We start from the raw sequence: 23,908 nt of genomic DNA, 5'->3' as shown, positions 1-23,908 counted from the left end.
TGCGTAAGGCCAGACTCGGCTTACTGGTAGGCCAGGGTAAAATTAGCAACCGAGGAAAAGTCGCCCGGCACAACGGACGAAGAGGCACCATTGCCCTGCAAATAAGCGGCATAGGTCAGGGTGTTATCCCCTTGCTGAGTTTTCGTTGCCGTGCTGGGTGTTCCGAGTGGAATATTGGTACCTTCATCATTGGTAATGGCGATTGCCGCGCCTTTGGCGGTGCCAACCAGCGCCAGGTAGCCCGGCTGGGCACTGGACTCTGAGCCGGTGAAGGTGATGGTGACCGTTTTATCTGTGAGTCCGGAGAGATCGCAACTTTCCAATTTGATATCAAATGGTCGTGGACGTGATTTTCCCCCATTCATCAGGGCTTTGTTAGAAATTTCGCCAAGATCGACTGTTTGCTCAATACTATCGGGAGTGATTGAACATGGGGCATCAATAATTGCTCCGGTAAATGTAACCTTACCATGGCCCTGATCTCCTGCCTGCACATAACCGGAGAATACGGTGGTCGTCAAGCCAATAGCCCAAGCCCATTTAATTAATTGCATCTTTGTTCATTCCTGCAAAAGTGAATAGATATCACCAACACTTGCTTTATCCGCATAGTGCTGGTGAACCACATTTTTATGTGGATTAAATCTACTTAATTTATACAATCAGGACTTTCAAAAAACGACACAGTTAATATATGCCATTTGATAAAAGTGTTTTTTGCAAGAATAATTACGGCTGATTTTTAGCGTTACTCGCGTATGCTGATACCAGCATTGTTCTCCACGCATATAATCAGACAACCTGTCCAAGTTAAGAGTTTTAGGGCGTGGTGAAACACTGCTGTTAGTAGGATAGGGCAAGTTCTTAACACCCTTCTGGCGATTGTCGCCAGAAGGAGACTCTAGTTTTAAAAACTATATATCTGTGCGCTTTCTGCACTCATCATTATTGAAGTTGTAGGAAGAGTTTATACATTGACAATAAAATCAATCGACGTTCTATTTCCTCTATTTCACAGCGCCAATTAAAAACGCATTAAATATCATTATGAATAACCTCTAACTCAATAAACACACTTTCAATTCGACATACACCATATATCAAATCGAAAAAAAACACCTGACACATGCTTATCGCTAATTATACGGAGAGGACATTCATTATCATTCATAATTATAAATGCGCGTTTTAAAATCACATTACAATAGCCTTGTGTAAATAATAATTATCATGGATTACAAGCAACGTATTTACTTTCTTGAGCCTTTCTCTCTACTGCATTTGGGACATGGCTTGTGTGATTACCCTTCACTTTGGACTGCACCTCATCATAGCAGTAGGCGATAAAATCACACTCACTCTTTACTTTCTCAAAAGCATGGGTGAAGTGTTGTGCTTTTTTTAGCTCCCCTCCTCTGACATAAATTAAAGCCAGGATGCCTTTCACAATTGATGTAAAGCAGGACCGTGTGAGTAACAACTTGTCACCGATTTCAAAGACGTTAGAATAGTCTCCCATCAGATAATAAATAATCAGTGATAATGTCCTTGCAGAGTATGACGCCTTATTAAGATCAATAGAAATATTATTCATCCGCAGTGCATTATAATAGTCGCCATTGGTGACAAGATAACAAGCGTAGTAGTAATAGACTTCCGCCACACCAGGGTACAACAACAGTGCGAGTTTGAATTTCTCCTCTGCGGTATCCCCTTCATCGAGAACGCCCTGCAACGCTAAAGCGATCGCTTTATTTTGTTCCCTGGCAGCCATCTTCTTAAAGATATGGTTTATCTCATCGCGTAAATACGAATATTTAATGATTCCATGATTAACGATTGAGAAGTAGATAGCCATGGCCTCATGGAATTTATTCACATAGTGTTTTCGCAGTCCCTCCTCTTCACAGATAAGGTCCAGATGTTTTCTCAATGTGCGAGTAGAGTAATGTTGATGCTTTTCTTCCGCGATTATTTCACTACCTATCTCTGTCACGGGAGTAGCGATATTCACATCTCTTATCGTTACACCAATCCCTGAAAGCAGTATGGTGATCATCTTAAAAATAGCGTGAAAATTAAGATGATGATCGCCCGTCAGGGTCACCCCCTCACGACCAAGCACAGAATGGTCGTAAGCTCTGACTAACTCCAGCCTGATAATACAGTTATCGTCAGAATAGACTTCTGCACCAGTGATGTAATAGTCTGCATTTGATTTTTCAATTGCTAATAAAAAATCACTATAGTCCCGATAGGCTCGTGTGACAAATGAAGAAATCACATGCATGGATACTGAACTTTTCATTTTTATGCGTTGTAATCTTTCTACCAGCATATCGTGAAGTGATATAGATAATTTATTATTCTCCATTTCAAACGGAAATAATGCAATGCTGGGGTTGCCCGATGCAGGGGGTTGTAGCACTGGCGTAGGTGTATCATCTAAGGAAACATCGTCATCGGCTATCTGCACATCAAAGACAAAACGATAACCCTTACCATATACTGTCTCAATAAAGCGCTTACTATGAGAGTGCCCCAAAATTCGTCTCAGAACATAGATGCAGCGTGTCAGTGACTCATCGGAAACAATCCCCCCTTTCCAAACTAGCCGTACGAAATCCTCCTTAGTGACAACCTCATTTGCACGTTCCAGCAATAGTTTCAGCACTGCACTTTCCTTTGGTGCAAGCGTAATCTCATTCATTTCACTGTTGACAAGACGTCCATATCGAAACTTAAATCCTTCAAATTTGTAACATATAGAATCCATAAAAAAATCCTTTTACCGTGAAGATAAAAATCCCAATATAGTCTAAATATTCTATAAACGAGTTGATAAACACAATGATTTTTTACCCAAGCATTTTATTGCAGATAAAAGGATAGCTCAAATCATCATACCTATTGTTTTTTAACACACCCATATAATAAAAGAAAGGAGTTGAAACATCTTAAACGAAAAAACATGCACAATGTCCAGGAATAGCTCGTTTTTTATGAAGAATAGTTATCAAGGTAACTTTCACTATCACAACCAATATATGAATAAACGGCTTTTTTCCAGTACATCGCTATTGGCTCCCTTCTCTCTACGTTCACAGAAGCAGATAACAGCATATAATCAGGTTGATATGTTGGTGCACCTAAGGCAATGAGATTTTCACATAATGCTGTCTTTTGAGTAAGGTCTGACATAGTAGCTTGAATGTGCAGCCAGAAATTATTTCGCTGGTTATTATCAAGAGCATCAATACTTTCTTTTAGCAACCGAGTGTGCATGGAACGCGCAAATTGCGTATCTACCTGAACCGCGTCATACCATGTTAAACTCCCGGCCAGAGCATACAAATATACCGCATCACTCCATGATTCTCTGACAATGCACGCATTCATATGCTCATACAGTGTCGCCGGCAATACACTATTGATTTTGCCTTCTCCAGGGACGCAACGATATGCCGGGCCAACAACTTCTTGATGATGGCTTGCCATTAGCGTTTTATTCGGCGGGAATGATTGACAGCCGCCAAGCAAAATAACACTGATAGCAATACTGCATTTCATATACAACAATTTACCATTCAGCATTTTCATCCTCATTAATCCCATTGGATAAGAGAATCTTTTGTTTCCATTCTTCATACATCATCAAGAAGCCAAGATTCAGGTCGGTCTTCGACTCACTCATATTTTCATCGAGACTTTTAATTTCCTCGACATGATTTTGCAAGACCACTTCTGAGTTGTAACTACTGATTGTATCAATATTGTTCATCTGTTAACTCCGTAATGCCTTCTTCTTGTAACGGTGGATACAATAAGCTCAACTGTTCATGGAGATATCTGATGGCCTCATTAGATATTTCGCGCTTTCGCTCGGCAAAAGTATATTTTGATGTCAGTGCATCAACGGTAGCGTAGATAAACTCTTCAGGATAAAACTCAGCCAGTCGGTTATTATATTTGAATACGAACCGAGGCTCATCGTGGAACTCAAAAATCACACCCCCGGAATGGTTCTTTTTGATCGCCTGAGCAAACCTTTCCTTTAGCTTTCGATTGGCATAAGGCATTAGGATATGTAATGGTAAAGATTCATCACTTTTGTCAAGTCCTTCAGCCCAATGCTCAACCACCTTTACATTAAAATCATCTTCGCTAATGATATCAGACAAAGTATTTTTCAGATCATTTCGTATCTTGACCGCCATTTCTTGAGTATATTTTTCGCTGTTGTCAATGAATTGGCAGACCGAACTGAGAGACATTACCAACCCCTGTTCATAGCCAGCGCTATATGATTCACGGCGGATTTGCTCGCATTCTGCTTCTGCCTCTTTAATTATCCTACTGGCATTTTTTTTGGCCTGCGCAATAATGTCGTGCGATCGCTTTATCAGGGATAATTTACTTGCAGGCAATAAAACATCTTCGGCAATATTTCGAAAAATAATATCATGAGGCTCGTTTTGCATGCTGAATAGCCATCCTTAATAGCAGTTCATCATTTTCACTATAAACTGCACTATGTGAAATCGTCGGTGAAGAGGAAAAAAGCAATGGGACTCTTTCTCGTATTGATACCGATAGTGAACAACTGAATGCCATTGCCTCCTGACAGGCCAACCGCACTAACTCCTGAGCTGTTAATCTCTCATGCCCCTGGCTTTCTGACTCGGTAAGGCAAGACAGCGCAAATTGCTGAGTCACCTTATCCAGTTTTGCAATCAGACCGCTGCGCGCGAGTTTTGCCCGATGGCGATGGCAGGCAGCCATTAATGCCGCACCGGGCAATAGTGCCCAGTGCGAAATTATATAACGCTCACGACTATTATTAAGATCAACGCAATCAGTCGATAACTTAAACCCTTCTAAAAGAAGGTCATTCAATACAGATTGACATCTAACTGATGATAAATTCTCTATCGCCGGAAATCGATGTGGATGAATCCAGGATACAGGGTCATAAAGTATCCGCTGTGTTTCAGCGTACATTCTCCCTCCCTTCAGACGGCGAAGATTTTTGATCGGAAACTGCTACGCTGTTCTGAACTTCGGGGTTAATTTCAGCCTGTGCCTCGCCCGTTTGCTGGTGCTGCCCCTTATTCCCATTGAGCATAGAATGCTTACCTAAAGCCGAAGCTAATGTATGCCCTTTCTTTTTGAATACCATCGTAGCGATTAATACAAAACTCACTGCTAACATAGCTACGATAAATAACCAGGTCATCAACGATGGAGAGCGCTCAGGCGCAATAGCTGGCGCTATCCGCTGAACGTTGTCAACTTTTGACAAAATGACCGAAATGTTATCGTATTCCACATCCTCGAAGCTGTTTTTCAAAAAACGTTTCACATCCCCAACCAAAAGCGAGGTATCAGTGATCTGATTATCGTAATTGAGCAGCGACGATAAATGGATAGGCTTTTTCCTGCTGTTCCCTTCTCCAGCATCAATATCATAGCTAACGTGCACCCGGGCTGAGACCACTCCCCGTATTGCTAACAACGACTGGGCTAGACGTTGTTCAATACCAGAATAAAGTCGGACCTTTTCCGCTCGCGGAGACGACACAAGAGAATCAGCAGGAAACATCTGTGCAATTTCGATCTCAGGTGGTCTGGGTAGACCATACATAGCCATAAGATCAACGGCAGCGGCAAAATCCCGGGCATTAACAGAAACGGCAAAACCTTCTTTAGCCGTGCTCAGTTTCTCGGCCATGATGTTATTCCGCTGCAACAAAGCAATAACCTCATTAGCTTGATTCTGCTCAAGACCTTTGAGTAATTGCTCTTCCTTACAGCCCGTAAGAAGCAACACTGTTAATGGCAAAAATAAGTATGATTTTTTCATTATCAGGAACGTAGTAGAGTTTCAACCGCACTGACGCCTTTGCGAGTTAAGGTGCTGATCATAGAAACTTGCAGGTTATAATCCGACGTGCGCTGCTGTAACTTGAATAACTCTGCAGGGTCCGATGTCACTTTCGATTGTTGTAATCGATTGATCACATCATTTTGTTCAGCTTCGAATGATGTTGAGGTTTTGGCATAGGCCTGAATCATCCGAGCTTCCAACGTGACAGAGGTTGGATCTGCCATTGAGATGTCTTTTGATTGCTCAGCGAATGCCTCTATAGGATTAACAATAAAGCTCATAACATTAATCTCATATTAACGGAAGTTGGTGATAATTGCTGAAGCCACATCCTTATATACTTTAACCACGTTGGACTGTGCATTACGATAAAGTGTATATTCTGATAAGCGTGACTGATATTTAGCCAAAAGCTCAGGGTTTGATGGATCGGCTGTCAACAATTTTAATGCTTCATCCAGTTCAGTGTTCAGATTTGTGACACCAGAATCGAACGATCCAGACATCTCAGATAAAAAACCATCCCAGTTGGCAAATGCTGCATAATTAACATCACTCATTTCATAGTTCCTTTTTTATGTTGCGTGGAAAATACCAATGTCCCGGAGATAACTTGACATATCCGCGATCTCCATATTTGTATGATTTGCCTTTCAGCCAATCATCTTTAAGCTCCATAGCAAATTGCACATACTCTCCTTTCCATATTTGGGAGTAGTGAGTAATAAATGTTTTTAATCTTTCAAGCTCACCATCGTCGAGTGCTCCACGAATAACCAGCGTCACGCTGTTGCTATTTTTTACCTCTGTAAAAGAGAGCGACAATTTTTCGAGGCCATCGATAGCCAGGCGGCGAATGCTTTGGTCAGAAATGCTCTTAACTGAGATATCAGTAGCATAATTAATATTTTTGGCGATCGAATCAGTAAACCTCTTCATTTCCGCTGGAGATAATTTCGTTCGCTCCGCACTAACCTCAATAACAGGATGCTCGGGATAATCAAGTCTGACACGATGAAGCTTGACCTGCGGCCAGTTGCTTTCTATCCATGTGCCGATTCGCTGTGCTTCATTGTCGGTTGTCAAGATCTTAGTGCGGTAAGGCGAAGGCGTTCGAATCATACTCTGAATGGCCCATTGCGCCGCGCTTTCGCTTTCAGAGAGGATGTAGATAATACTGTCCTTACCATAGATGATATGGTAATCGCCTACCTTATTATCCAGAAATTCAGCAACTGAAGTAATTTGACGCTGAGTTTCGTTCAGATAAGAGTATCCGGCAGCGGAGACGCAGCCAATAATGACGAAAGCCGCAGCCAATTTCCACCAAGGGCTTTTACCGGTGGTCGTTCTGACATCATCATTTTGCTCAGCATCATCATGTGACTGTTGATGAACATAATCGGTTAACAAATCGTCGGAAAAGGCATCCTTTTCATCTCTCCAACAGATCTTCTGCTCACCGATAGCAATTAATTTGTTCGCAGAAATTTCTTGTTCAGTCGCACCATCGACGTCAAATACATGTAAAACAAGAAGCTTATCTTTATCCTCTGGCACAAATATTTCAAAATTGGGCGACGGTACGCTACAGGGGATGTAAATCGTGTTATCGGGGGTGAGGGTTCCCTGGTGTTGCTGCTTAATATCATCTGCATGACAGACGATGAATACGGTTCTCCCGGCCGTAAGCGTGAACTCACACCCGCGTAGCGAACCATTAATCAAACGAATTACAACTTTTCGCGCAGAATTATTGTTTTGTTTTTTTTCCAGCATAATTAGTTTTATGATCCTGTGAGAAATGATAGACATCGAGCCCATCAATCATGACGTAATAGTACTCAGAGATGCGATAAAAATCATGATTCAATTGTGATGAAAACATAATCGAACAACGACAAAAACGATCATTTTTTCATAAAAAAAGCACTATGATAATAAAGTCATAGTGCCCTTTGATTACGCTGATTAATCTAATTGTAAAGTGACCCTAGATATTTTTGCACTTTCTGACAGTGTATCCACGATGTCGCACTTTAAAGACCGTTCGCTTTCGATACTGGTAAGGTACATAATAAGCCAGGAGGTGACTTTCGACACCGGAAACCAACCGGATAAATGATATTATGTGCAGTGGCTTGTCTTTGCGTAATGGAGATACCACATACTCATCACTAAGATCATCATCATCTATTTTATAATTCATGAGATTATGATAATCACATACATTTTTCCTGAACATATTCGTTGGGATCCCTCCCCTTACGCCCTCTAATTGCGACAAAAAATGCCGATATGGATACGAGGCCCCTCCCCCTGGAGTGTAGTAGCGATACTCCGCAGAGATAACGGCATTGATATTCATCAAACGTCCCTCTCTAAATGTGAACATTGACAAAATGATATATATCCTCCACGCGTTCTATTTTTGTTATATCTTCTTCTGTATAAGCAATCGAATACGTTTGCTCCAGCGCAACAAAAATATCAATCATTGCTAATGAGTCGGCCAAAAGATCGTAATACATATCTTTATCTTTAGTGACCTGCTCAATATCACAACATAATGCTTGAGCAATAATATTATTCACGGTACCTACAACATTTTGTTCTATTTTTCTCATGGCTTCCTCGTTCAAAATGGCTCGCAGCAAACTACTTTTTCGCTGTGGATTTTGAAACACCGCTGAAATATGGCGTCGCCTGTGATGAACCACGACTCCCTACAAACGATGACGATTTGTATGTCTGACCAGGAGTCACTTTGCTGGCCTGATTGCCATCAAGTCCTTGCCAGTACGAACCCTGACGGTTCAACATGCCGGGTTCCTTCTGATTGGAACGCGGTACTTCAGTCGTGTTCGCGCGGGCGCTTAAGGAACCTGATGTTGCGGAGGCTGGCGACTGAGCTGTCACGTCGTGTGCCTTTCCGTCACCGGCACCCTGAGACGCATCCGGCGTGGCTGCTGACGCCGGCTTGCCAGGCATATTTCCCGCCAGGCTGCTGGCCGGCATCCGGAACTGCGTTCCCTGGCTGTTCAGCATAGTCGGGCCAGGCTGCACCATACGCCGGGCTTCTGCCGGGTTCGACCGGGCGCTTGCAGAGCCCGGGCCGCCGATATACGGCGCGTCTGGTTTTGCCGCGGCCGGCGGCTGACCTGCCGCATCGCGTACCTTTCCGTCACCGGTGCCCTGAGACAGCGTGCTCCTCGCCGTTTGCATCTCTTTGTTCCGCGTTGTCCCGCCATCAGGCATACGCCCTGCTGACGTATCCGGCGTGGTTGCTGATGCCGGTTTGCCCGGCATATTTCCCGCCAGGCTGCTGGCCGGCATCCGGAACGGCGTTCCCTGGCTGTTCAGCACCCTCGGGCCAGGCTGCACCATACGCCGGGCTTCTGCCGGGTTCGCGCGGGCGTTTGCGGAGCCCGGGCCGCCGATATACGGCGCGTCTGGTTTTGCCGCGGCCGGCGGCTGACCTGCCGCGTCGCGTACCTTTCCGTCACCGGTGCCCTGAGACAGCGTGTTCCCCGGCGTTTGCGTCTCTTTGTTCCGCATTGTCCCGCCATCAGGCGTACGCCCTGCTGACGTATCCGGCGTGGCTGCTGACGCCGGCTTGCCAGGCATATTTCCCGCCAGGCTGCTGGCCGGCATCCGGAACTGCGTCCCCTGGCTGTTCAGCACCCTCGGGCCAGGCTCCACAATACGCCGGGCTTCTGCCGGGTTCGCGCGGGCGTTTGCGGAGCCCGGGCCGCCGATATACGGCGCGTCTGGTTTTGCCGCGGCCGGCGGCTGACCTGTCGCGTCGCGTACCTTTCCGTCACCGGTGCCCTGAGACAGCGTGCTCCTCGCCGTTTGCATCTCTTTGTTCCGCGTTGTCCCGCCATCAGGCATACGCCCTGCTGACGTATCCGGCGTGGCTGCTGACGCCGGCTTGCCAGGCATATTTCCCGCCAGGCTGCTGGCCGGCATCCGGTACAGCGTCCCCTGGCTGTTCAGCACCGTCGGGCCCGGCTCCACCATACGCCGGGCTTCTGCCGGGTTCGCGCGGGCGTTTGCGGAGCCCGGGCCGCCGATATACGGCGCGTCTGGTTTTGCCGCGGCCGGCGGCTGACCTGTCGCGTCGCGTACCTTTCCGTCACCGGTGCCCTGAGACAGCGTGCTCCTCGCCGTTTGCATCTCTTTGTTCCGCGTTGTCCCGCCATCAGGCATACGCCCTGCTGACGTATCCGGCGTGGCTGCTGACGCCGGCTTGCCAGGCATATTTCCCGCCAGGCTGCTGGCCGGCATCCGGTACAGCGTCCCCTGGCTGTTCAGCACCCTCGGGCCCGGCTCCACAATACGCCGGGCTTCTGCCGGGTTCGCGCGGGCGTTTGCGGAGCCCGGGCCGCCGATATACGGCGAGTCTGGTTTTGCCGCGGCCGGCGGCTGACCTGCCGCGTCGCGTACCTTTCCGTCACCGGTGCCCTGAGACAGCGTGTTCCCCGGCGTTTGCGTCTCTTTGTTCCGCATTGTCCCGCCATCAGGCGTACGCCCTGCTGACGTATCCGGCGTGGCTGCTGACGCCGGCTTGCCAGGCATATTTCCCGCCAGGCTGCTGGCCGGCATCCGGAACAGCGTCCCCTGGCTGTTCAGCACCGTCGGGCCAGGCTCCACAATACGCCGGGCTTCTGCCGGGTTCGACCGGGCGTTTGCGGAGCCCGGGCCGCCGATATACGACGAAACCGGGGACCGAAGCGATGCCCTATCGCCATCTGTTCCGCTCGCCTGGTCAGTACGAGTGGCGTTTACGGTGTTCTGTTCTTCTTGCTGATCCGTAGGTTGAACGGCTGGCCCCGTCGCCGCATCAATGACATCGTGATGCAGTTCATTAGCAGCATCATTGTTGCTACCCAAACCTCGACTAACAGATTGGCGCGGAGACTCATCGGGAGATGTTGTCTGACTATCCTGCTCAGAAAGATCGGGTGCATGCTGAACCGAACGTTCGACGGCATTAGTCATCGTAGGGCGCTGAGAGTCTTGTAACGGATGTGTAGATGAATCCATTTCCTCAGTTCCCACTGCAGTCGTCACTGATTGTGGAGCAATGGGATCATCAGTCTGAGTTATACCGGAAGATGTCGTAAAGGCCGGTTGGCTTCCCGAAGCCATGCCCGGAGATTCACTCCCCTGATTACCTTCATGGTAGGTGTAAGTGAAAGGTGCATTGATTGTAATATTGATACCCGGTTGATTCGAATGCCCCATTTCTATTTCAGGGCCAGGGCCCGGATTGGCCGCATCATCAGCTTTGGGTTGCGCTTTATCAGCTAGCGCATTTCTCAATAGATCAAATGTTATCGACTCCTGACCGAGTCGAGTCTGGGCCTGCTCGAAAGGGGATAAATTGCGGCTCCGATTGATAATACTCAGGGAGGAATTTTGCTCCGCAATCGAATTCCTGAAAATGTTATGAACGTTGTCCATCACCTGGACACATTCCTCCTGAGATAGACCCTCATTAATCAGTGATTCATAAATACGATTTGCTATTTCGACATTGAAACTCAAGCCTGAAGATTGCTGAGAATGCTTATCAAGCGCAACCAGATTGTTGCAGATCGCCTGGTGTTTTTTTAATTCGCTGTGATTTTTACTCGACCCAGCCGCTGGAGAATCCATCCCCACACCATTCTTAACAATGCTGGAGATGAATGATTTAGTCACATTGTTAAGTTCTTTAATCGCCTTACTATCATCTGGCGCCAGGCGTGATTTAATCTCATGACGCATGACCATAAAATCTTCAACACATTTCATGGCCCTTGGGTCAGCGTTACCGCTATTATTCTCAACAATTGCAATAAACGCTGCTACCGTTTTACCTGGCAATTGGAAGGTGGTAATTTCATTTAACAGCGCCTGCTTTGCGGTTTCAGCTTTTTGGGCAGCGAACTGCTCACCAGAGGGCAAGTTCTTTAATGCGTTTGCAATTTGCTCGTTCTGCGAGGCGTCCCCTGGCACACGAGAATTCTGCGTGACTTCAACGTGATTATCCACCGAATCTCGACTAAGCGCCCCGTTTGCTGGCTCTTGAGCCCTTTGCGCCGAATCCGTTTCACGGGTATTTATTGCGTTCTGCGCAAGCGATGCCGCCTGGGTCAGGAGCTCAACAACAGATTTATGGTGAGAGATAAACTGTTGCTCGGCATCTTTCAGCACAAGCTGTGAGTTGATGTTTGAAACGCCAGTAACTGTACTAAGTGGTCCCCGCACTTGAGTTGCAGGGTTATTCAATGAGAAACAAGGTAGTGGTGATGCCGTGCGTGAAGTAGGTATCATAACAACTCCCTATTAAATATTAAAGAAGGACTTATCAGACTCTAAAAGCTGAGAAATAGTACTGCTTAATATTTTGACTAAATTATCAAATGTAGAGTTTGCGTTTGAATATTTCTGCGTCAGAGACTGCATGCCGGTTTGCACGGAATCCTTCACAATATCGACACTACTTTGATATGCAGCCCACTGCGCTGAGTTAAGTGTTTTGTTATTGTAATCGTTATAAGAACTTGTATATAGCTTCCTGACCGATGATAAATCTATACGAACATTATTCCCATCAACGCATTTATCTGGGTCAAGCCCCATTTCCTTAGCCCAGGCCTTTGCCTCCTCCGGGGAGGATGCGCTATATAAGATCCCAGCATCACCGCTGTACTTATCAATCACAGTTTTTAATTCAGCAGCAAAACCTCTACCATTAAATTTAATATCTTCGTCATCAACCGAGATGTATTTCTTCAGGTTCGCCATGACATCAGAAAAATCGGCGTAAAAGCTGGCGTACACCTCCACGGCTTCCTGAAAAACATCAAGATAGTTTTCGCCCATTGAGGCAATTGCCTCGGCAACGGCATCGCAAATCTCTTTGCTACTGGAAGTGGAAAATTCGCTATCCTTAACCACCTCATTAAATATGCTGAGAATATCTTCCGCATCTACCGTGGAGGCGTCATCAGGCGTTTCGGCTGCAACCGGTAGCGAGGTACGGGTAAACGCCGCGGCAGTCCTGGCCGAGTTAAGGAATTCCTGATCGGCAAGGGTTAGCGCCGCCGGCACTTCATTACTTGTACTCACGCCAGCGGCGCTAACGGATGAAGACAATCCCGCTGCGACACCCGCTAAAAGTGCTTTCTTCTGCTCAACAGCCAGACTTGTCATGGCATTTTTAGCCTTAATGACTTCCAGCTTTTTCTGTAGTTCGGACGTCTGCCCGTTTTCAACCAACTTGCTAAGTTCCGCGACGTCATCACGGGTTGATGGCGTTGATTTTAAGAGTAAACGGACAACGGAATCTGGCAGTAAACTCTTCAGTGTGGCGGTGGACTCCGGGGCCATATCATCTGTCGATGCCAGATGTTGGTTATTATCAACTGGCGACTCGCTCTCCACCGTTTTGTTCAATAGCCAAGCCGGAGTAATGGGGTTCGACGTAATATGATCAATTGGCATTTTAACTCACAAAAGCCTCCTTAAGCAGGAGGCTGGGCTTAATGATAACAGGAGGACTAGGCTTTCAGGTTAGCAGTCATGGCTCTGACAGTGCCCGCTCGGTTGGCGAGAATCTGGTTAAGCAATTGCATCAATTCCGCCTTAAACTGACCGATGGCCTGCTGCTCGCGCTCATCAGATTCTTTACGTGAAGTAAAGACGTTTTCATCAGTTTTCAGAAGCTGTGCGTTCGCTTCAGCGTTTGCTTTGTCAACATGACCATTTGAAGAAGACAGGTTCGCAACCGCCTGCCCCCCCTGACCAAACATCATACCCTGCATATTCAGCTTGCTTGCATCGTTGGCGCGCAGTTGCTGCTGCAGGTTTTCTGCTGAAGAATCATGCTTCAATCGATTAGACTCTTTCTTCAGCAGCTTGATATCAGAGGCATCCTGTGACGTCATCTTATCCAGTCTTGAACGTGAGCCTGGTACCGCACTGGCACTCAGCGCATCGGAATCGCGCTTAAGGTTAATAGATTTTGAACCATGAACTTGAATCGCCTGGTTTGATTTAGTTAACGCTTTGGTCTGGATACCACCGGACACAGCTGTTGTCGCTAACGAAATACCGGCCTGTTTATCCACCATCGCTTTATTTTCAATACCAGCCTGAACAATTTGCTTAGAGCTCATCTCCCCCAAACTGCGCGCCATCATGTTATTGGCACTAGACTGTTCACGCATAATAGATTGGTTATATTGTGCGGCCAGGCAAATCGTTTGCAGAACTTGTGCTGCTTTGCCACTAAAACCATTGGCAATAGTCGAAATATCGAAGCCGCTCTTATTAGCCAGCACAACCAATGAATCGTTCATCTGCTCCATGGCTTTTGAGGCTTCGGACTGGGTTAAGTTAGAAATGGACCCCAACGCCTGAGAAACCTGTTTGGTGAAGGCTTCTGGGTCTGCCTGCACTGGACTAGGTACAATATCAGGGGCGGTGTCTTTCAGAGACGCCGCAGACACCACATTTTTTGCTGCACTGTCAACAAATACAGGTGTGGCAGTGCTTTGCGTAATTTCCTGAGATTTTAACGGTGCCGACTCGGCCTTTTTAACATAGCTATCATTATCGAGCGTAGTTATTGGACGCTGTGATACAACGGAATTAGAAATAGTCGTCATAATATATCCTGAATAAAATTAAGCTTTCATATTTTTAATAACAGCAGCACCAGTCGCAGCCTGATTTTGCAGCATATCAGAGAGCGTCAGCCCCATTTTCTGCACTTGCTCCTGGTCTTGTTTAAAACGTGTCAAATAGCTCGAGATAATATCGCTTAGTATTCTCACATCGGTTTGTGCGAGTTGGAAACTCGCCAATGCTTTCTGGGCTTCCAGTTGAATATTGGCAATATTCATGCTCATGCCGGACTGGATAATGCCATTGGAAGTGTTGACACCGACGTTCGCCATCATGATATGGTTCATATTAATCTTGCTCAGATTATTCAGAACCGTCGACTCACTCCCCTGAAGAAAACCAGTAATATTTTTAGTGACACTCTGGGTAACATTTTGAATGCTTTGCGAAACCTGTGTGGCTACCGCTCTGGCGGCAGCGGCGCCCTGCTTCGCTGTATTTTTAACCAGCGTCGGGATGAGCTTATTGATCGCTTTAGCAATCGCCGCTTTCACCGTTTGAACAATGGCAGAAGTCATCGCCTGCGACATTTTCTCAATCAAGAATTTGGCCGCGCTTTTAGCGACAAAGGCCACAGCAACAATCGCCGCAATCGCCACCGCCGCGGTTACCACAGAATGGATCGTGTCCATCATGTTAGCGCCGGTTGCTTTATCAATGGCATTCAATAGCAGCCCTAGCGGGGTGTTATCAAAGATTTTAGTAACAATATCACCCAGAACATTCATTAGCGGCATGAGGACATGTTCCATAAGAGGATCCATAATCATGCCGGTCAGGGATTGACCAGTAATCGCTTCGACAATGGGGTCGGCAACCATCAAGGCAATACCAACAGCCATCAGCGCCGCGCCGCCACCGCCAAAAATGGTGGTAATCGCGCCGAAAGCGATAGCCAAGCCACCTAAAATTTTGCCGATACAGCCTGCCGTTTTTTGTGCTTCCTCAGCTTTGCGTACCTGCTCTTCATATTCATCAGATTTACGCTTCATTTCAGCCTGACGAGCCTGAGTTTGCATCTTATTGATTTCAAGATCGTTCTTTAGCTTTTCAGAAGAAATATCATCCATCTTCATGATGAACTCGGTAATCAATTGGATCATGATTGCCGTGCGGGTGAGCGCCTGTTCTGAATGCTGTTCTGCAGGTTTACCTGCAGTATTGTTAAACTGAACGTTGCTATATTTGGCATTCATCTCAGCCGTTTTGGCGTTGACGTTATTGAGTATCTTTTGCCCGACGTCCAACGCCTTATCGAGATTACGCTGAGCATTCGACAGCGCCTGTGAAGCCTGGGTTAATCCCTGCTGAGCTTCAGCAACGGCTGTTTGCGCTTTTTTAATGTCTTCGCTTTTCGCGTCGGGATCGTCGAGTAAGTTATTGAGCGTGTTCTGCGCATCGGTTAACTTACTGTTAGCTTTCCCCCAATCTGATTTCGCTGAGTCAAAGACATCCTGCATGTCATTAATCACGCCTGACTGGGTATCAAATTCCTCCTTTAGCTTGTCAAGTTCGGCAGATAATTCTTGGGCCTTCTGAATATTGGCATTGGCCTGGGCATTAAAAACAGCCGCCGCGTTAGCCAGCATACTCTCGCTCATTGAGTTGCTGACCGATTGATAACGCAGCATGGTCAATAACATTTGCGATTTATTGGTCAGCTTACCCGTTGACTGCCGAATAGCGGGCCTGTCAATTTCAGTCTCAATCTCCCGAGCAAGTTCATCAGAAACACCTGTCGCAATTTCATCCATGCTCTTTTGCTGTGCGATCAAGTTAAGCCGCGAGCCTTGACTGCTGGAAATATGCGTTTTGTGGCTAATGGCATCACTGGATACAGTGGTGTCGACCACTTTCCCAGCGTGAACATTATTAGATAAAGTTAAACTCATATAATTTCCTTATAACTTATTAGCTTTCAGCACATAAATAGATATTTTAAAACTACTGTTCCACCTCCTGAGTGTCTTCAACTTCGGCTTGTTCAAAACGATTACTACGAATGGTTTCCATATATATTTTTGCCTTATTAACCAAGGCCTCATCGGGACAACGATTACAGATAATCTCGAAGCTCTGTAGGGCTTTAACAAAATTACCCATTAATAGCTGACATTGCCCCGAGTAAAATACCGGCGTGAAATTATTATCAGCCATCACATATGCCAGTGCATAAAAATCACAGGCTTTAATATAATTTTTCTTCAACTGGTTAACCGCCCCTAACCCAATGAAGTAATCGGGGTTCTTAAGATCGTACATGCAGAGAAAGTTGAAGAAACTCTCCGCTTCATCCAATCGCCCTTCTTTATAATATTGGTAGGCATGGGCATAAATGTTTTCCATTGTATTATCAGGAATACCATGGATTTCTCTTAACGTAGCACCATGTTCCAAAGTGGCCGTAAGAACTAAGGATGCTTCTTGCTCGGTAATATCTTTTTTCATCATTTATTTACTCTCTGATTACGTCATCACCGACTGATGACTGCATTACAACATAATGATTTAAGGCGTACGCACAAAGAACGCTCATTCACGTTCAGTAGGGGTAACATGTTCACTCTTCCAGGCATTCTCAACCTGTTCAAGCCAGATTAAAACTTCAATAACTTCATCGAGTTCCTCGAGGCTAACAAATGAATATCGGCGGTGGGTTTTGTAGATGCGACGGGCAAGATGGATGTTTTCTACAACTGGCACGCCCACTTTCTCCGCATAAGCGCGGACAGCCAGGGCGCGCTGGTTGGTCTCCAGTACAGAAATAAACGGTATCCCCACTACTTCAAGGTTGACGTAAATACCAACCGCGATGTGGGTGGGGTTAGCGACGATAACCTTGGAGTTTTCAATATCAGATTTCACCTGATCGGAAAGCAGTTCCATATGCAGTTCTTTACGCTTTGATTTAATCTCAGGATCGCCATCCTGCTCTTTATGCTCTCTTTTAACCTCCTGCTTATCCATTTTCAGATCTTTCATGTGCAGAAAATATTCAGCAAGGGCATCAAGAATCAACACCATAAGTGCACAACCCAAGCAAAGATAAACCAACGCGCCAAATAGCTGGGCCCATATTGGGAACATATTGACCGTATCTGTATTGACCTGAGCGAAAACTGTAACCTTATTCTTATTCCAGAACATGATGGCAGCACACACAAAGCTGACCAAAAACAGTAATGATTTGATGACGTCCTTTACGGTTCTCAAGCTAAACAATTTCTTAAAACCATTCACTGGGTTGAGCGCGGAGAAATTAAGCTTAAGAGCTTTGCTGGCGAGCAGGAACCCTGTTTGTAAGAGCGCAGGGAGAGCCGATGCCACAATGCAAAGCAATAAAAAAGGTAGGAATATTTTGATACCGGTCCAGAAAACGGCTTTAGCATATCCCTCCATATCATTGGCAAAGCCATTTTCAATGACTCTACGTAACAGGGTCATAAATTCTACTGCATCATGAGTATTAATAAGGTATTGCACACCAAGGAGTATTAAGCAGGAGATAATCAGGTCCTTGCTTTTAAAAGACTGTCCTTTCTCGGCGGCTTCTTTTTTCTTCTTCGGTGTTGGCTTTTCGGTTTTACTTCCTGACATTTACTCCTCGACTTGTTACTCAATAAATTGTTTTAACTGACCATCCATTTAAAATATCCGGGACCAACTGTAGAGACATGATTTTCCCTGGAATGATCGGCGTGAAGTACAGAAGCAGAAGAAAAAATGCGATGATGCTTTTCACGGTCAATGCTAATGCGAAGGCGTTAAGCTGCGGCGCAAATCGTGCTAGCAGGCCAAGGCAAAGCTCGGTAAGCAAAAATATGATGATCAACGGACTGGCAATGACAATCGCGTGACTGACCACCAGCGTAATAAACTTCACCACCAGCATAAAACCCGGCATTTCCATTTGATAAGGAGCCCAAAGAAGATAGCTCCTTTCAAAAACTTCCAGCAACAGCAGCAGCCCGCCATTTTGCAGCATCACCACCGCCGCAAATAAGTTAAAGAAATTGGCTAGCTCAGAGGTATCAACACCAGAAAGGGGATCAATAGAACTACTTAATGTTGCCCCGCGCTGATTATCGATAAAGCTGCCGGTAGCATGAAGTACCCAGCAAGGTAAGCATAAAAAAAAGGCGATAATCAGCCCTAGCATTAGCTCTTTAGCAATAAGAATGAGAAACCAGGCATTGTCAAACCCGGCGATGGGTGCACCGGGATAAGGCCAAAGAGAAACGCCAACCAGCATGGCCACTGGCATACGAATTGCGCCGCTCAGGGTACTGGAGTTAAAAAAAGGTAATAAGATAAAGGCAGGCATCACTCTTGCCGATACCATTGCCATTTCATATAACCATCGATGAAGATCAAAGAAAAGTAGCGTGTACATCGTCAGCTTACCATTGCCATACGAATCACCTCTTTAGCAAACCCAACCAACACATCGCCATACCAACCGGTGACCAGGAATAGACATAATGCCACGCTTAATAGTTTCAGGCCGAAGGGTAGCGTTTGTTCCTGCAACTGCGTAACCGTTTGAAAAAGACCAACCAACAGGCCTACAACCGTCGCCACAATAATCGGCAGAGCCGATAGCATGAGGATCAGATACAGCGCTTTATTACCTGCATATGCTATTTCATTCATTGTTATAAAAACCTATGAAGTAGCCAGATTGATATATTGCAAAATCAAGCCTTTGGATAATAAGGTCCATCCATCCATGACCACAAACAACACCAGTTTTATTGGCACCGATATCGTCACCGGACTCATCATCATCATCCCCAGAGCCAGCAAAATACTGGATACCAATAAATCAATAACCACAAAAGGCAAATAGATATAGAATCCTATTTTAAAGGCACTTTTTATTTCACTGAGCGCATAAGAAGGCAGCAGCGATATTATAGAAGGTTTTTCCTCCTCCTCGGCGGCCCCCATCGCATCTTGATCTCTTTGCAACTGAACGCGTTCAAAGAATTGCGTAAGTTCAGGGTCAGAATATTTTTGTAGATAGTCCCGGTAGCTATCCATGCCATGCTCAATGAAATATGCCACGGATTCTGGATTACTGGTATCCATATCAGAGCGTTTATATTCTTCATAGCCGTTCTTTACCACTGGCATCATTACAAAGAAAGATAATGCTAACGCGATGCCGTTCAGCGTCATATTCGACGGGATTTGTTGCAGACCGAGGGCGTTGCGGACCATCACAAATACGATCGAGAATTTGATATAGCAAGTGCCACAGGCAATGATAAACGGCAATAACGTGGAGAAAGCCAGAATGGCAATCAGCGAAATATCATTACCTTGGATCATTATTGACCTCATGGCATAATTCTTTAATTTCCACGCCAAAATGCTCTTCAAACCATACCAACTCCCCTCTCGCTACGACAGCACCGTTAGCGGTAATCTCAATATTTTTCTCCGCATCAAAGTGACAAGGCAAAATCTCCCCTTGATAAAACCCTTCAATATCCTGGAGACTGACGGTGCTTTTCTGTAAAACGAAACCAAGTTCAATTTTGATCTTATCTACAGGCAGTAAAGCTTTTTTTTCAATCGAACTTGTTGATTCGTCGGCAGCGACAGAGTCGGTGTTTTCGATATATTCATGACCATCTTCAACATCAAACATAAAACCTTCCTCATTGCGGACAAATTTAGCGAGAGACTCGCCGTGAATTTTCATCTTGTTTTCAACATGATTAACGAGCAACACATCGCCACGACAAACTTTTTTCAACAAACGATAGCTAATAAAGCTATGCCCGATTTCAAAAAACAGCGTCACGGGAACACGTAGAATATCCAGTGTGCTTTGACGTTCTGGCGGAGAAATTGCGTCCGGTCGTTTACCGTTCAACCACATTCGGCCGTGTGGAAGTAAACAGGAAAACAGACCCTTAACGCTTTTCTTGTCTTCCACCAGTCCGCGGCTTTCAACGCGCTGATATTCAAGCCCAGTGGGCAGCCCAACCAGCGGTTGAATGCTATTGAGAAATAAGATCTTCAACTGTTCAACAGTGCAGGACACGCTGGCCATACGTGCCTGCTGCGGCATGAAACTGGCATACCAGTCTCGAAGATCAATAAGACCCTCCCAGCCGCGATCGGTAGAAAAATGCAGCAGAGGCCCTTCCGCTTCTATGCCTTGCTCGAATTGATAGCCTTGGGTATTCCAGTAAGCAATACATTGACGCCATGCCCGTTCTTCTCTGGAATAGCTGCGTAAATGTTCTCTGATCACATCGGTTCCTCAGCATATTTTGGCGGTTTACCGCCACGGGATTGCTGCTGATCTTGTTCATCCTGGAATATCCACTGCGGCTGCCCACCGTCATTCTGGCCGCCCTGGTCAGCAAGGCGATCCTGAACAAGGTTATCTGATGGGCTGAGCACCAGCGGTAAGCCCTGCTGTGCAGCGAGCTGCACGTTAACTCGATGGCCGCTTCCCCATTCCGAAAAATGATAAGTCAGGTTACTGCTGCCCTTAACGGACTCGTTCGCTACAGTGCGACCACCATCAACGCCATTCGCATTGCCTGAGAGCATTTGCTGACTTTCTCTTTTCACCACAGCGCTCTCTTTCATCTCGACGTGTCGTGCGCCCTGCGGCGTCGATTGCGGTGGCATAAACGTCACATCATTTCTATGACTGAGCGGCTTATCTGATACATCACTGCGATCCTGTTCAGATATCGGTCTGATATCCGCTTGCTGGACGACTTTTATGCTGTCTGCCACGGTCGCTGGCGCCTGGACACGTCTATCAGAATTCGTTCCGGCTACTTCGCTAAGCGGTTTTGTGGCCAGACTCGGTTCTTTCACAGCTTTTTTAACTTCGCCGTTCTCTTTTCGTTCCGCCGGTGCGTCCGTTTTTAGGCTTTGCTCCACGGCAGGCTTTTCGCTGACACGTAAACGCTCAGATACCACTTTGGTAATGGTGACTGGAGCGGCTGCCACCGTTTTAGGGCTCCGCTCCGTAACCTTTTCCCCGTGTCCACGCAAAGCAAGCGAAAGCCGCAGCAAAGAATTCTGCTGCACGATGCCGCCAGTTAACGTAGTGGGTAATGCCGTCGGGGCATCTGTATCCTCAACTTTCTTCTTTCGAACGATATCATCGAGTTTTTTAGACTCACCTGAAATATGTTTATCCTGAGAAACATTGGGATAATTAGTGACGTTATTTATCGTTGCCATGATACCCTCTCTTCAATTTCTGACTCTTCCATTCGCACTTCCCTTAGCTGCCTTTCGCGACGCTCCCTCACTCTCAGAAAATCATATTTATCAATTTTCTTAAGGAAAATTTTCTTTTTTTCACAGAGCATTTCTTTATCTTTTTCACAACGTTCTTTGTCTAACAAAATCTGGGAAACCTGCATTCTCATATCGGCAAGCTTTCGCTTTAATGCTCCCTGGCGACGTTGAATAGCCAGCAGCTTTTCCTTATTAAGGACTCCCTGAGGATATAGGCTCTGGCTAAGCGACTGCACCGCATTCATTTCCTGATGAATATGCGCTATTTTGCTGCTAAGGCTCTTGTGTTCACTCTCATTTTTGGCGATGAGAAAATCATTCTGTTGTAGCTTAAATTCCGAACGCACAATCAATGAATGTATTTTACGACGCAAAATGTCTCATCTCCTGAAGGATCTGATTAAAGCTGGCATGCTCATCGCCACGTTGTCGAAGCCAGGCTAATATCGAATCGCGCAAATCCATCGCGCGATCGTTCTCCGCATTCTCACCAGGCTGATATTCCCCAAGATCGACAAAGATTTGCAGCTCTTCAATTTTGGCCAGAATACGCCGTACCGCGCCAGCCAACTGTAGATGCTCCTCGTCACACACCTGGCTTGAAACCCTACTGACGCTATTGAGGATATCAATGGCCGGATAATGATTTTTGGCGGCAAGCTTACGGCTCAAGTACAAATGCCCGTCGAGAATAGAGCGAATTTCATCGGCGATAGGATCCGGCTCATCATCGCTTTCTAATAAAATGGTATACCAGGCTGTAATACTGCCATCGCGGGTACAACCAGGACGCTCAAGCAGCTTCGGCAGTGCGTCAAACACCGATGCCGGATACCCCCTCCGTGCCGGCGACTCGCCCGAGGCAAGCGCAACATCACGCAGTGCGCGGGCATAGCGGGTCATCGAGTCAAGAAACAGCACGACATTCATGCCTGAATCACGGAAATACTCGGCGACAGTCGTGGCAACCAGCGCAGCATTGCAGCGATCCAATGACGAATAATCTGAGGTTGCATAAACCAGAATGCATTTATGCCGATGCTTAGAATGGCGCAACGCTTCTGAGAATTCGGTAACCTCCCTGCCACGCTCGCCAATTAGCGCGACAATAAAAATGTCCGCCTCGGACTGTTCAATCAGCATATGCATCAATGTTGTCTTGCCGCAGCCAGCGGCGGCAAATATTCCCAGTCGCTGGCCAATACCACAGGTCATCAGCCCATCAATTGCGCGTACCCCCGTTAAAAATGGTTCACGGATACCGACCCTATCCTGATAGGAAGGCGGAGCGGCATCTACCGGGCGAACTTGCCTGGCATAGCTTTCGCACTGCTCGCCAAATCGCTCGACGATATTCCCAGCCGGATCGAGCACACAACCCAGCAACTCATGACTCACGGTGACCGAGAGTCCTGCACCGGTAGGGCTAATCACAGCATCCCGTGACAAGCCCTGGGCGGTGCCAATCAGGCTGAGAATCGTTCGATCGGCGTGGAATCCTAGTACCTGCGCTCTGGCCACAACTTCCGGTTCGTCCCAGCTGCGGCGAATTTCACAAAGCTCTCCCACTTTTACCCCAGGTAAAAGTGCTTCGATCAACGGGCCGGACAAACGCAGAGGATGTGCCTGCTGCCGTAATAGCATTCCAATAGTCATTAGCGAATAAGCCTCAGAAAATCTTCCTGGTGGCTAAAGAATTCGTCCAGCGCATCGGCAAAGCGCTGGCTGCTCTCCAGGTAGCCAGGATGTACCATTCCGCGAAGCTCAAGGTAGCCCTCATTTTCCGTTAACTGCAGTTGTTCGGTGATTGAAAACTGGCAGCCACCCATTATCTTTTCCAGAATTGCACTGGCGTTGTTACGCAGAATAGTTTCATGGGCCTCACATATTTTTGACCAGATCCAGACATTGTCATCTACCATGCTAATCAACAGGCTTGGCGAGTTTTCAAAATCGAGGGAAATCGTTGAGTGGGCGTCAAAATCCCCCAGCAGCGATTCATCACAGCCGCTTTCAACAAGTGCCAAGCGAACTAAAGAAACAATATCAATATTCATT

Annotated in this window: 25 protein-coding genes; all 25 read right to left on the bottom strand. The window is 46.3% G+C overall.

Annotated elements, in window-relative coordinates; all coding sequences use genetic code 11:
• Positions 1-20: 20 nt before the first annotated feature.
• The 25 genes from GY169_RS10365 to spaK all read right to left on the bottom strand — a co-directional run bounded on the left by GY169_RS10365 (position 21) and on the right by spaK (position 23,907).
• Positions 21-554, bottom strand: coding sequence for a fimbrial protein (locus GY169_RS10365; RefSeq protein ID WP_167575698.1), 534 nt, complete (start codon positions 552-554; stop codon positions 21-23).
• A gap of 674 nt (positions 555-1,228) precedes the next feature.
• Positions 1,229-2,776, bottom strand: coding sequence for a winged helix-turn-helix domain-containing protein (locus GY169_RS10360; RefSeq protein ID WP_167575697.1), 1,548 nt, complete (start codon positions 2,774-2,776; stop codon positions 1,229-1,231).
• 224 nt (positions 2,777-3,000) lie between these two features.
• Positions 3,001-3,594 (bottom strand): hypothetical protein, encoded by a 594-nt coding sequence (locus tag GY169_RS10355; protein ID WP_167575696.1) that lies wholly within the window; start codon positions 3,592-3,594, stop codon positions 3,001-3,003.
• Positions 3,581-3,781, bottom strand: a complete 201-nt coding sequence (locus tag GY169_RS10350; RefSeq protein WP_167575695.1) for a hypothetical protein — start codon at positions 3,779-3,781, stop codon at positions 3,581-3,583. Before GY169_RS10350 ends, GY169_RS10355 begins: the two co-directional genes overlap by 14 nt.
• On the bottom strand, positions 3,768-4,481 hold the full coding sequence (locus tag GY169_RS10345) for a hypothetical protein (RefSeq protein WP_167575694.1): 714 nt from the start codon (positions 4,479-4,481) through the stop codon (positions 3,768-3,770). Before GY169_RS10345 ends, GY169_RS10350 begins: the two co-directional genes overlap by 14 nt.
• On the bottom strand, positions 4,462-5,001 hold the full coding sequence (locus GY169_RS10340; protein ID WP_167575693.1) for a type III secretion apparatus protein OrgA/MxiK: 540 nt from the start codon (positions 4,999-5,001) through the stop codon (positions 4,462-4,464). The genes GY169_RS10345 and GY169_RS10340 overlap by 20 nt, the downstream gene beginning before the upstream one ends.
• Positions 4,991-5,863, bottom strand: a complete 873-nt coding sequence (locus GY169_RS10335) for an EscJ/YscJ/HrcJ family type III secretion inner membrane ring protein (protein WP_167575692.1) — start codon at positions 5,861-5,863, stop codon at positions 4,991-4,993. Before GY169_RS10335 ends, GY169_RS10340 begins: the two co-directional genes overlap by 11 nt.
• A 2-nt stretch (positions 5,864-5,865) precedes the next feature.
• Positions 5,866-6,168 carry a type III secretion system inner rod subunit SctI gene (sctI, locus tag GY169_RS10330; protein ID WP_167575691.1) on the bottom strand — a complete coding sequence of 101 codons (303 nt, stop codon included), beginning with the start codon at positions 6,166-6,168 and terminating at the stop codon, positions 5,866-5,868.
• 15 nt (positions 6,169-6,183) lie between these two features.
• Positions 6,184-6,447, bottom strand: a complete 264-nt coding sequence (locus GY169_RS10325) for a type III secretion system needle complex protein (RefSeq protein WP_167575690.1) — start codon at positions 6,445-6,447, stop codon at positions 6,184-6,186.
• A 1-nt stretch (position 6,448) separates the two neighbouring features.
• Positions 6,449-7,666, bottom strand: a complete 1,218-nt coding sequence (locus GY169_RS10320; RefSeq protein WP_167575689.1) for a PrgH/EprH family type III secretion apparatus protein — start codon at positions 7,664-7,666, stop codon at positions 6,449-6,451.
• 602 nt (positions 7,667-8,268) lie between these two features.
• On the bottom strand, positions 8,269-8,514 hold the full coding sequence (locus GY169_RS10315; protein WP_167575688.1) for an acyl carrier protein: 246 nt from the start codon (positions 8,512-8,514) through the stop codon (positions 8,269-8,271).
• Between the two features lie 31 nt (positions 8,515-8,545).
• A complete protein-coding gene (locus GY169_RS10310; protein ID WP_167575687.1) occupies positions 8,546-10,936 on the bottom strand; it encodes a hypothetical protein in 2,391 nt (796 codons plus the stop codon).
• A 1,287-nt stretch (positions 10,937-12,223) separates the two neighbouring features.
• Positions 12,224-13,384, bottom strand: a complete 1,161-nt coding sequence (locus tag GY169_RS10305; protein ID WP_167575686.1) for an IpaD/SipD/SspD family type III secretion system needle tip protein — start codon at positions 13,382-13,384, stop codon at positions 12,224-12,226.
• A gap of 56 nt (positions 13,385-13,440) precedes the next feature.
• Positions 13,441-14,550: a hypothetical protein gene (locus GY169_RS10300; protein ID WP_167575685.1), complete on the bottom strand. Its 1,110-nt coding sequence runs from the start codon at positions 14,548-14,550 to the stop codon at positions 13,441-13,443.
• Between the two features lie 18 nt (positions 14,551-14,568).
• The gene (sctE, locus tag GY169_RS10295) at positions 14,569-16,461 is read right to left on the bottom strand and encodes a type III secretion system translocon subunit SctE (protein ID WP_167575684.1); all 1,893 of its coding nucleotides are present in this window, start codon (positions 16,459-16,461) and stop codon (positions 14,569-14,571) included.
• Positions 16,462-16,513: 52 nt separating this feature from the next.
• On the bottom strand, positions 16,514-17,020 hold the full coding sequence (gene sicA, locus GY169_RS10290) for a type III secretion system translocator chaperone SicA (RefSeq protein WP_223802738.1): 507 nt from the start codon (positions 17,018-17,020) through the stop codon (positions 16,514-16,516).
• Between the two features lie 81 nt (positions 17,021-17,101).
• The gene (locus tag GY169_RS10285) at positions 17,102-18,166 is read right to left on the bottom strand and encodes an EscU/YscU/HrcU family type III secretion system export apparatus switch protein (RefSeq protein WP_167575683.1); all 1,065 of its coding nucleotides are present in this window, start codon (positions 18,164-18,166) and stop codon (positions 17,102-17,104) included.
• A 19-nt stretch (positions 18,167-18,185) separates the two neighbouring features.
• A complete protein-coding gene (sctT, locus tag GY169_RS10280; RefSeq protein ID WP_167575682.1) occupies positions 18,186-18,962 on the bottom strand; it encodes a type III secretion system export apparatus subunit SctT in 777 nt (258 codons plus the stop codon).
• 2 nt (positions 18,963-18,964) lie between these two features.
• Positions 18,965-19,222 carry an EscS/YscS/HrcS family type III secretion system export apparatus protein gene (locus GY169_RS10275; protein ID WP_167575681.1) on the bottom strand — a complete coding sequence of 86 codons (258 nt, stop codon included), beginning with the start codon at positions 19,220-19,222 and terminating at the stop codon, positions 18,965-18,967.
• 12 nt (positions 19,223-19,234) lie between these two features.
• Positions 19,235-19,903 carry an EscR/YscR/HrcR family type III secretion system export apparatus protein gene (locus GY169_RS10270; RefSeq protein ID WP_167575680.1) on the bottom strand — a complete coding sequence of 223 codons (669 nt, stop codon included), beginning with the start codon at positions 19,901-19,903 and terminating at the stop codon, positions 19,235-19,237.
• The gene (locus GY169_RS10265; protein ID WP_167575679.1) at positions 19,890-20,837 is read right to left on the bottom strand and encodes a FliM/FliN family flagellar motor switch protein; all 948 of its coding nucleotides are present in this window, start codon (positions 20,835-20,837) and stop codon (positions 19,890-19,892) included. The genes GY169_RS10270 and GY169_RS10265 overlap by 14 nt, the downstream gene beginning before the upstream one ends.
• The gene (locus GY169_RS10260; protein ID WP_167575678.1) at positions 20,834-21,790 is read right to left on the bottom strand and encodes a type III secretion system needle length determinant, SpaN/EivJ family; all 957 of its coding nucleotides are present in this window, start codon (positions 21,788-21,790) and stop codon (positions 20,834-20,836) included. Before GY169_RS10260 ends, GY169_RS10265 begins: the two co-directional genes overlap by 4 nt.
• Entirely contained in the window at positions 21,778-22,224 is a 447-nt protein-coding gene (locus tag GY169_RS10255; protein ID WP_167575677.1) for a hypothetical protein, read from the bottom strand. The genes GY169_RS10260 and GY169_RS10255 overlap by 13 nt, the downstream gene beginning before the upstream one ends.
• Positions 22,214-23,506, bottom strand: coding sequence for a type III secretion system ATPase SctN (gene sctN, locus GY169_RS10250; protein ID WP_167575676.1), 1,293 nt, complete (start codon positions 23,504-23,506; stop codon positions 22,214-22,216). The genes GY169_RS10255 and sctN overlap by 11 nt, the downstream gene beginning before the upstream one ends.
• On the bottom strand, positions 23,506-23,907 hold the full coding sequence (gene spaK, locus GY169_RS10245; RefSeq protein ID WP_167575675.1) for an SPI-1 type III secretion system chaperone SpaK: 402 nt from the start codon (positions 23,905-23,907) through the stop codon (positions 23,506-23,508). Before spaK ends, sctN begins: the two co-directional genes overlap by 1 nt.
• Between the last annotated feature and the right edge of the window lies 1 nt (position 23,908).

The sequence above is a fragment of the Kluyvera genomosp. 3 genome, assembly GCF_011765685.1.
Lineage (GTDB): Bacteria > Pseudomonadota > Gammaproteobacteria > Enterobacterales > Enterobacteriaceae > Kluyvera > Kluyvera georgiana_A.
The sequence above is the reverse complement of the archived record's forward strand: the minus strand, read 5'-3'. Positions and strand labels throughout refer to the sequence as shown.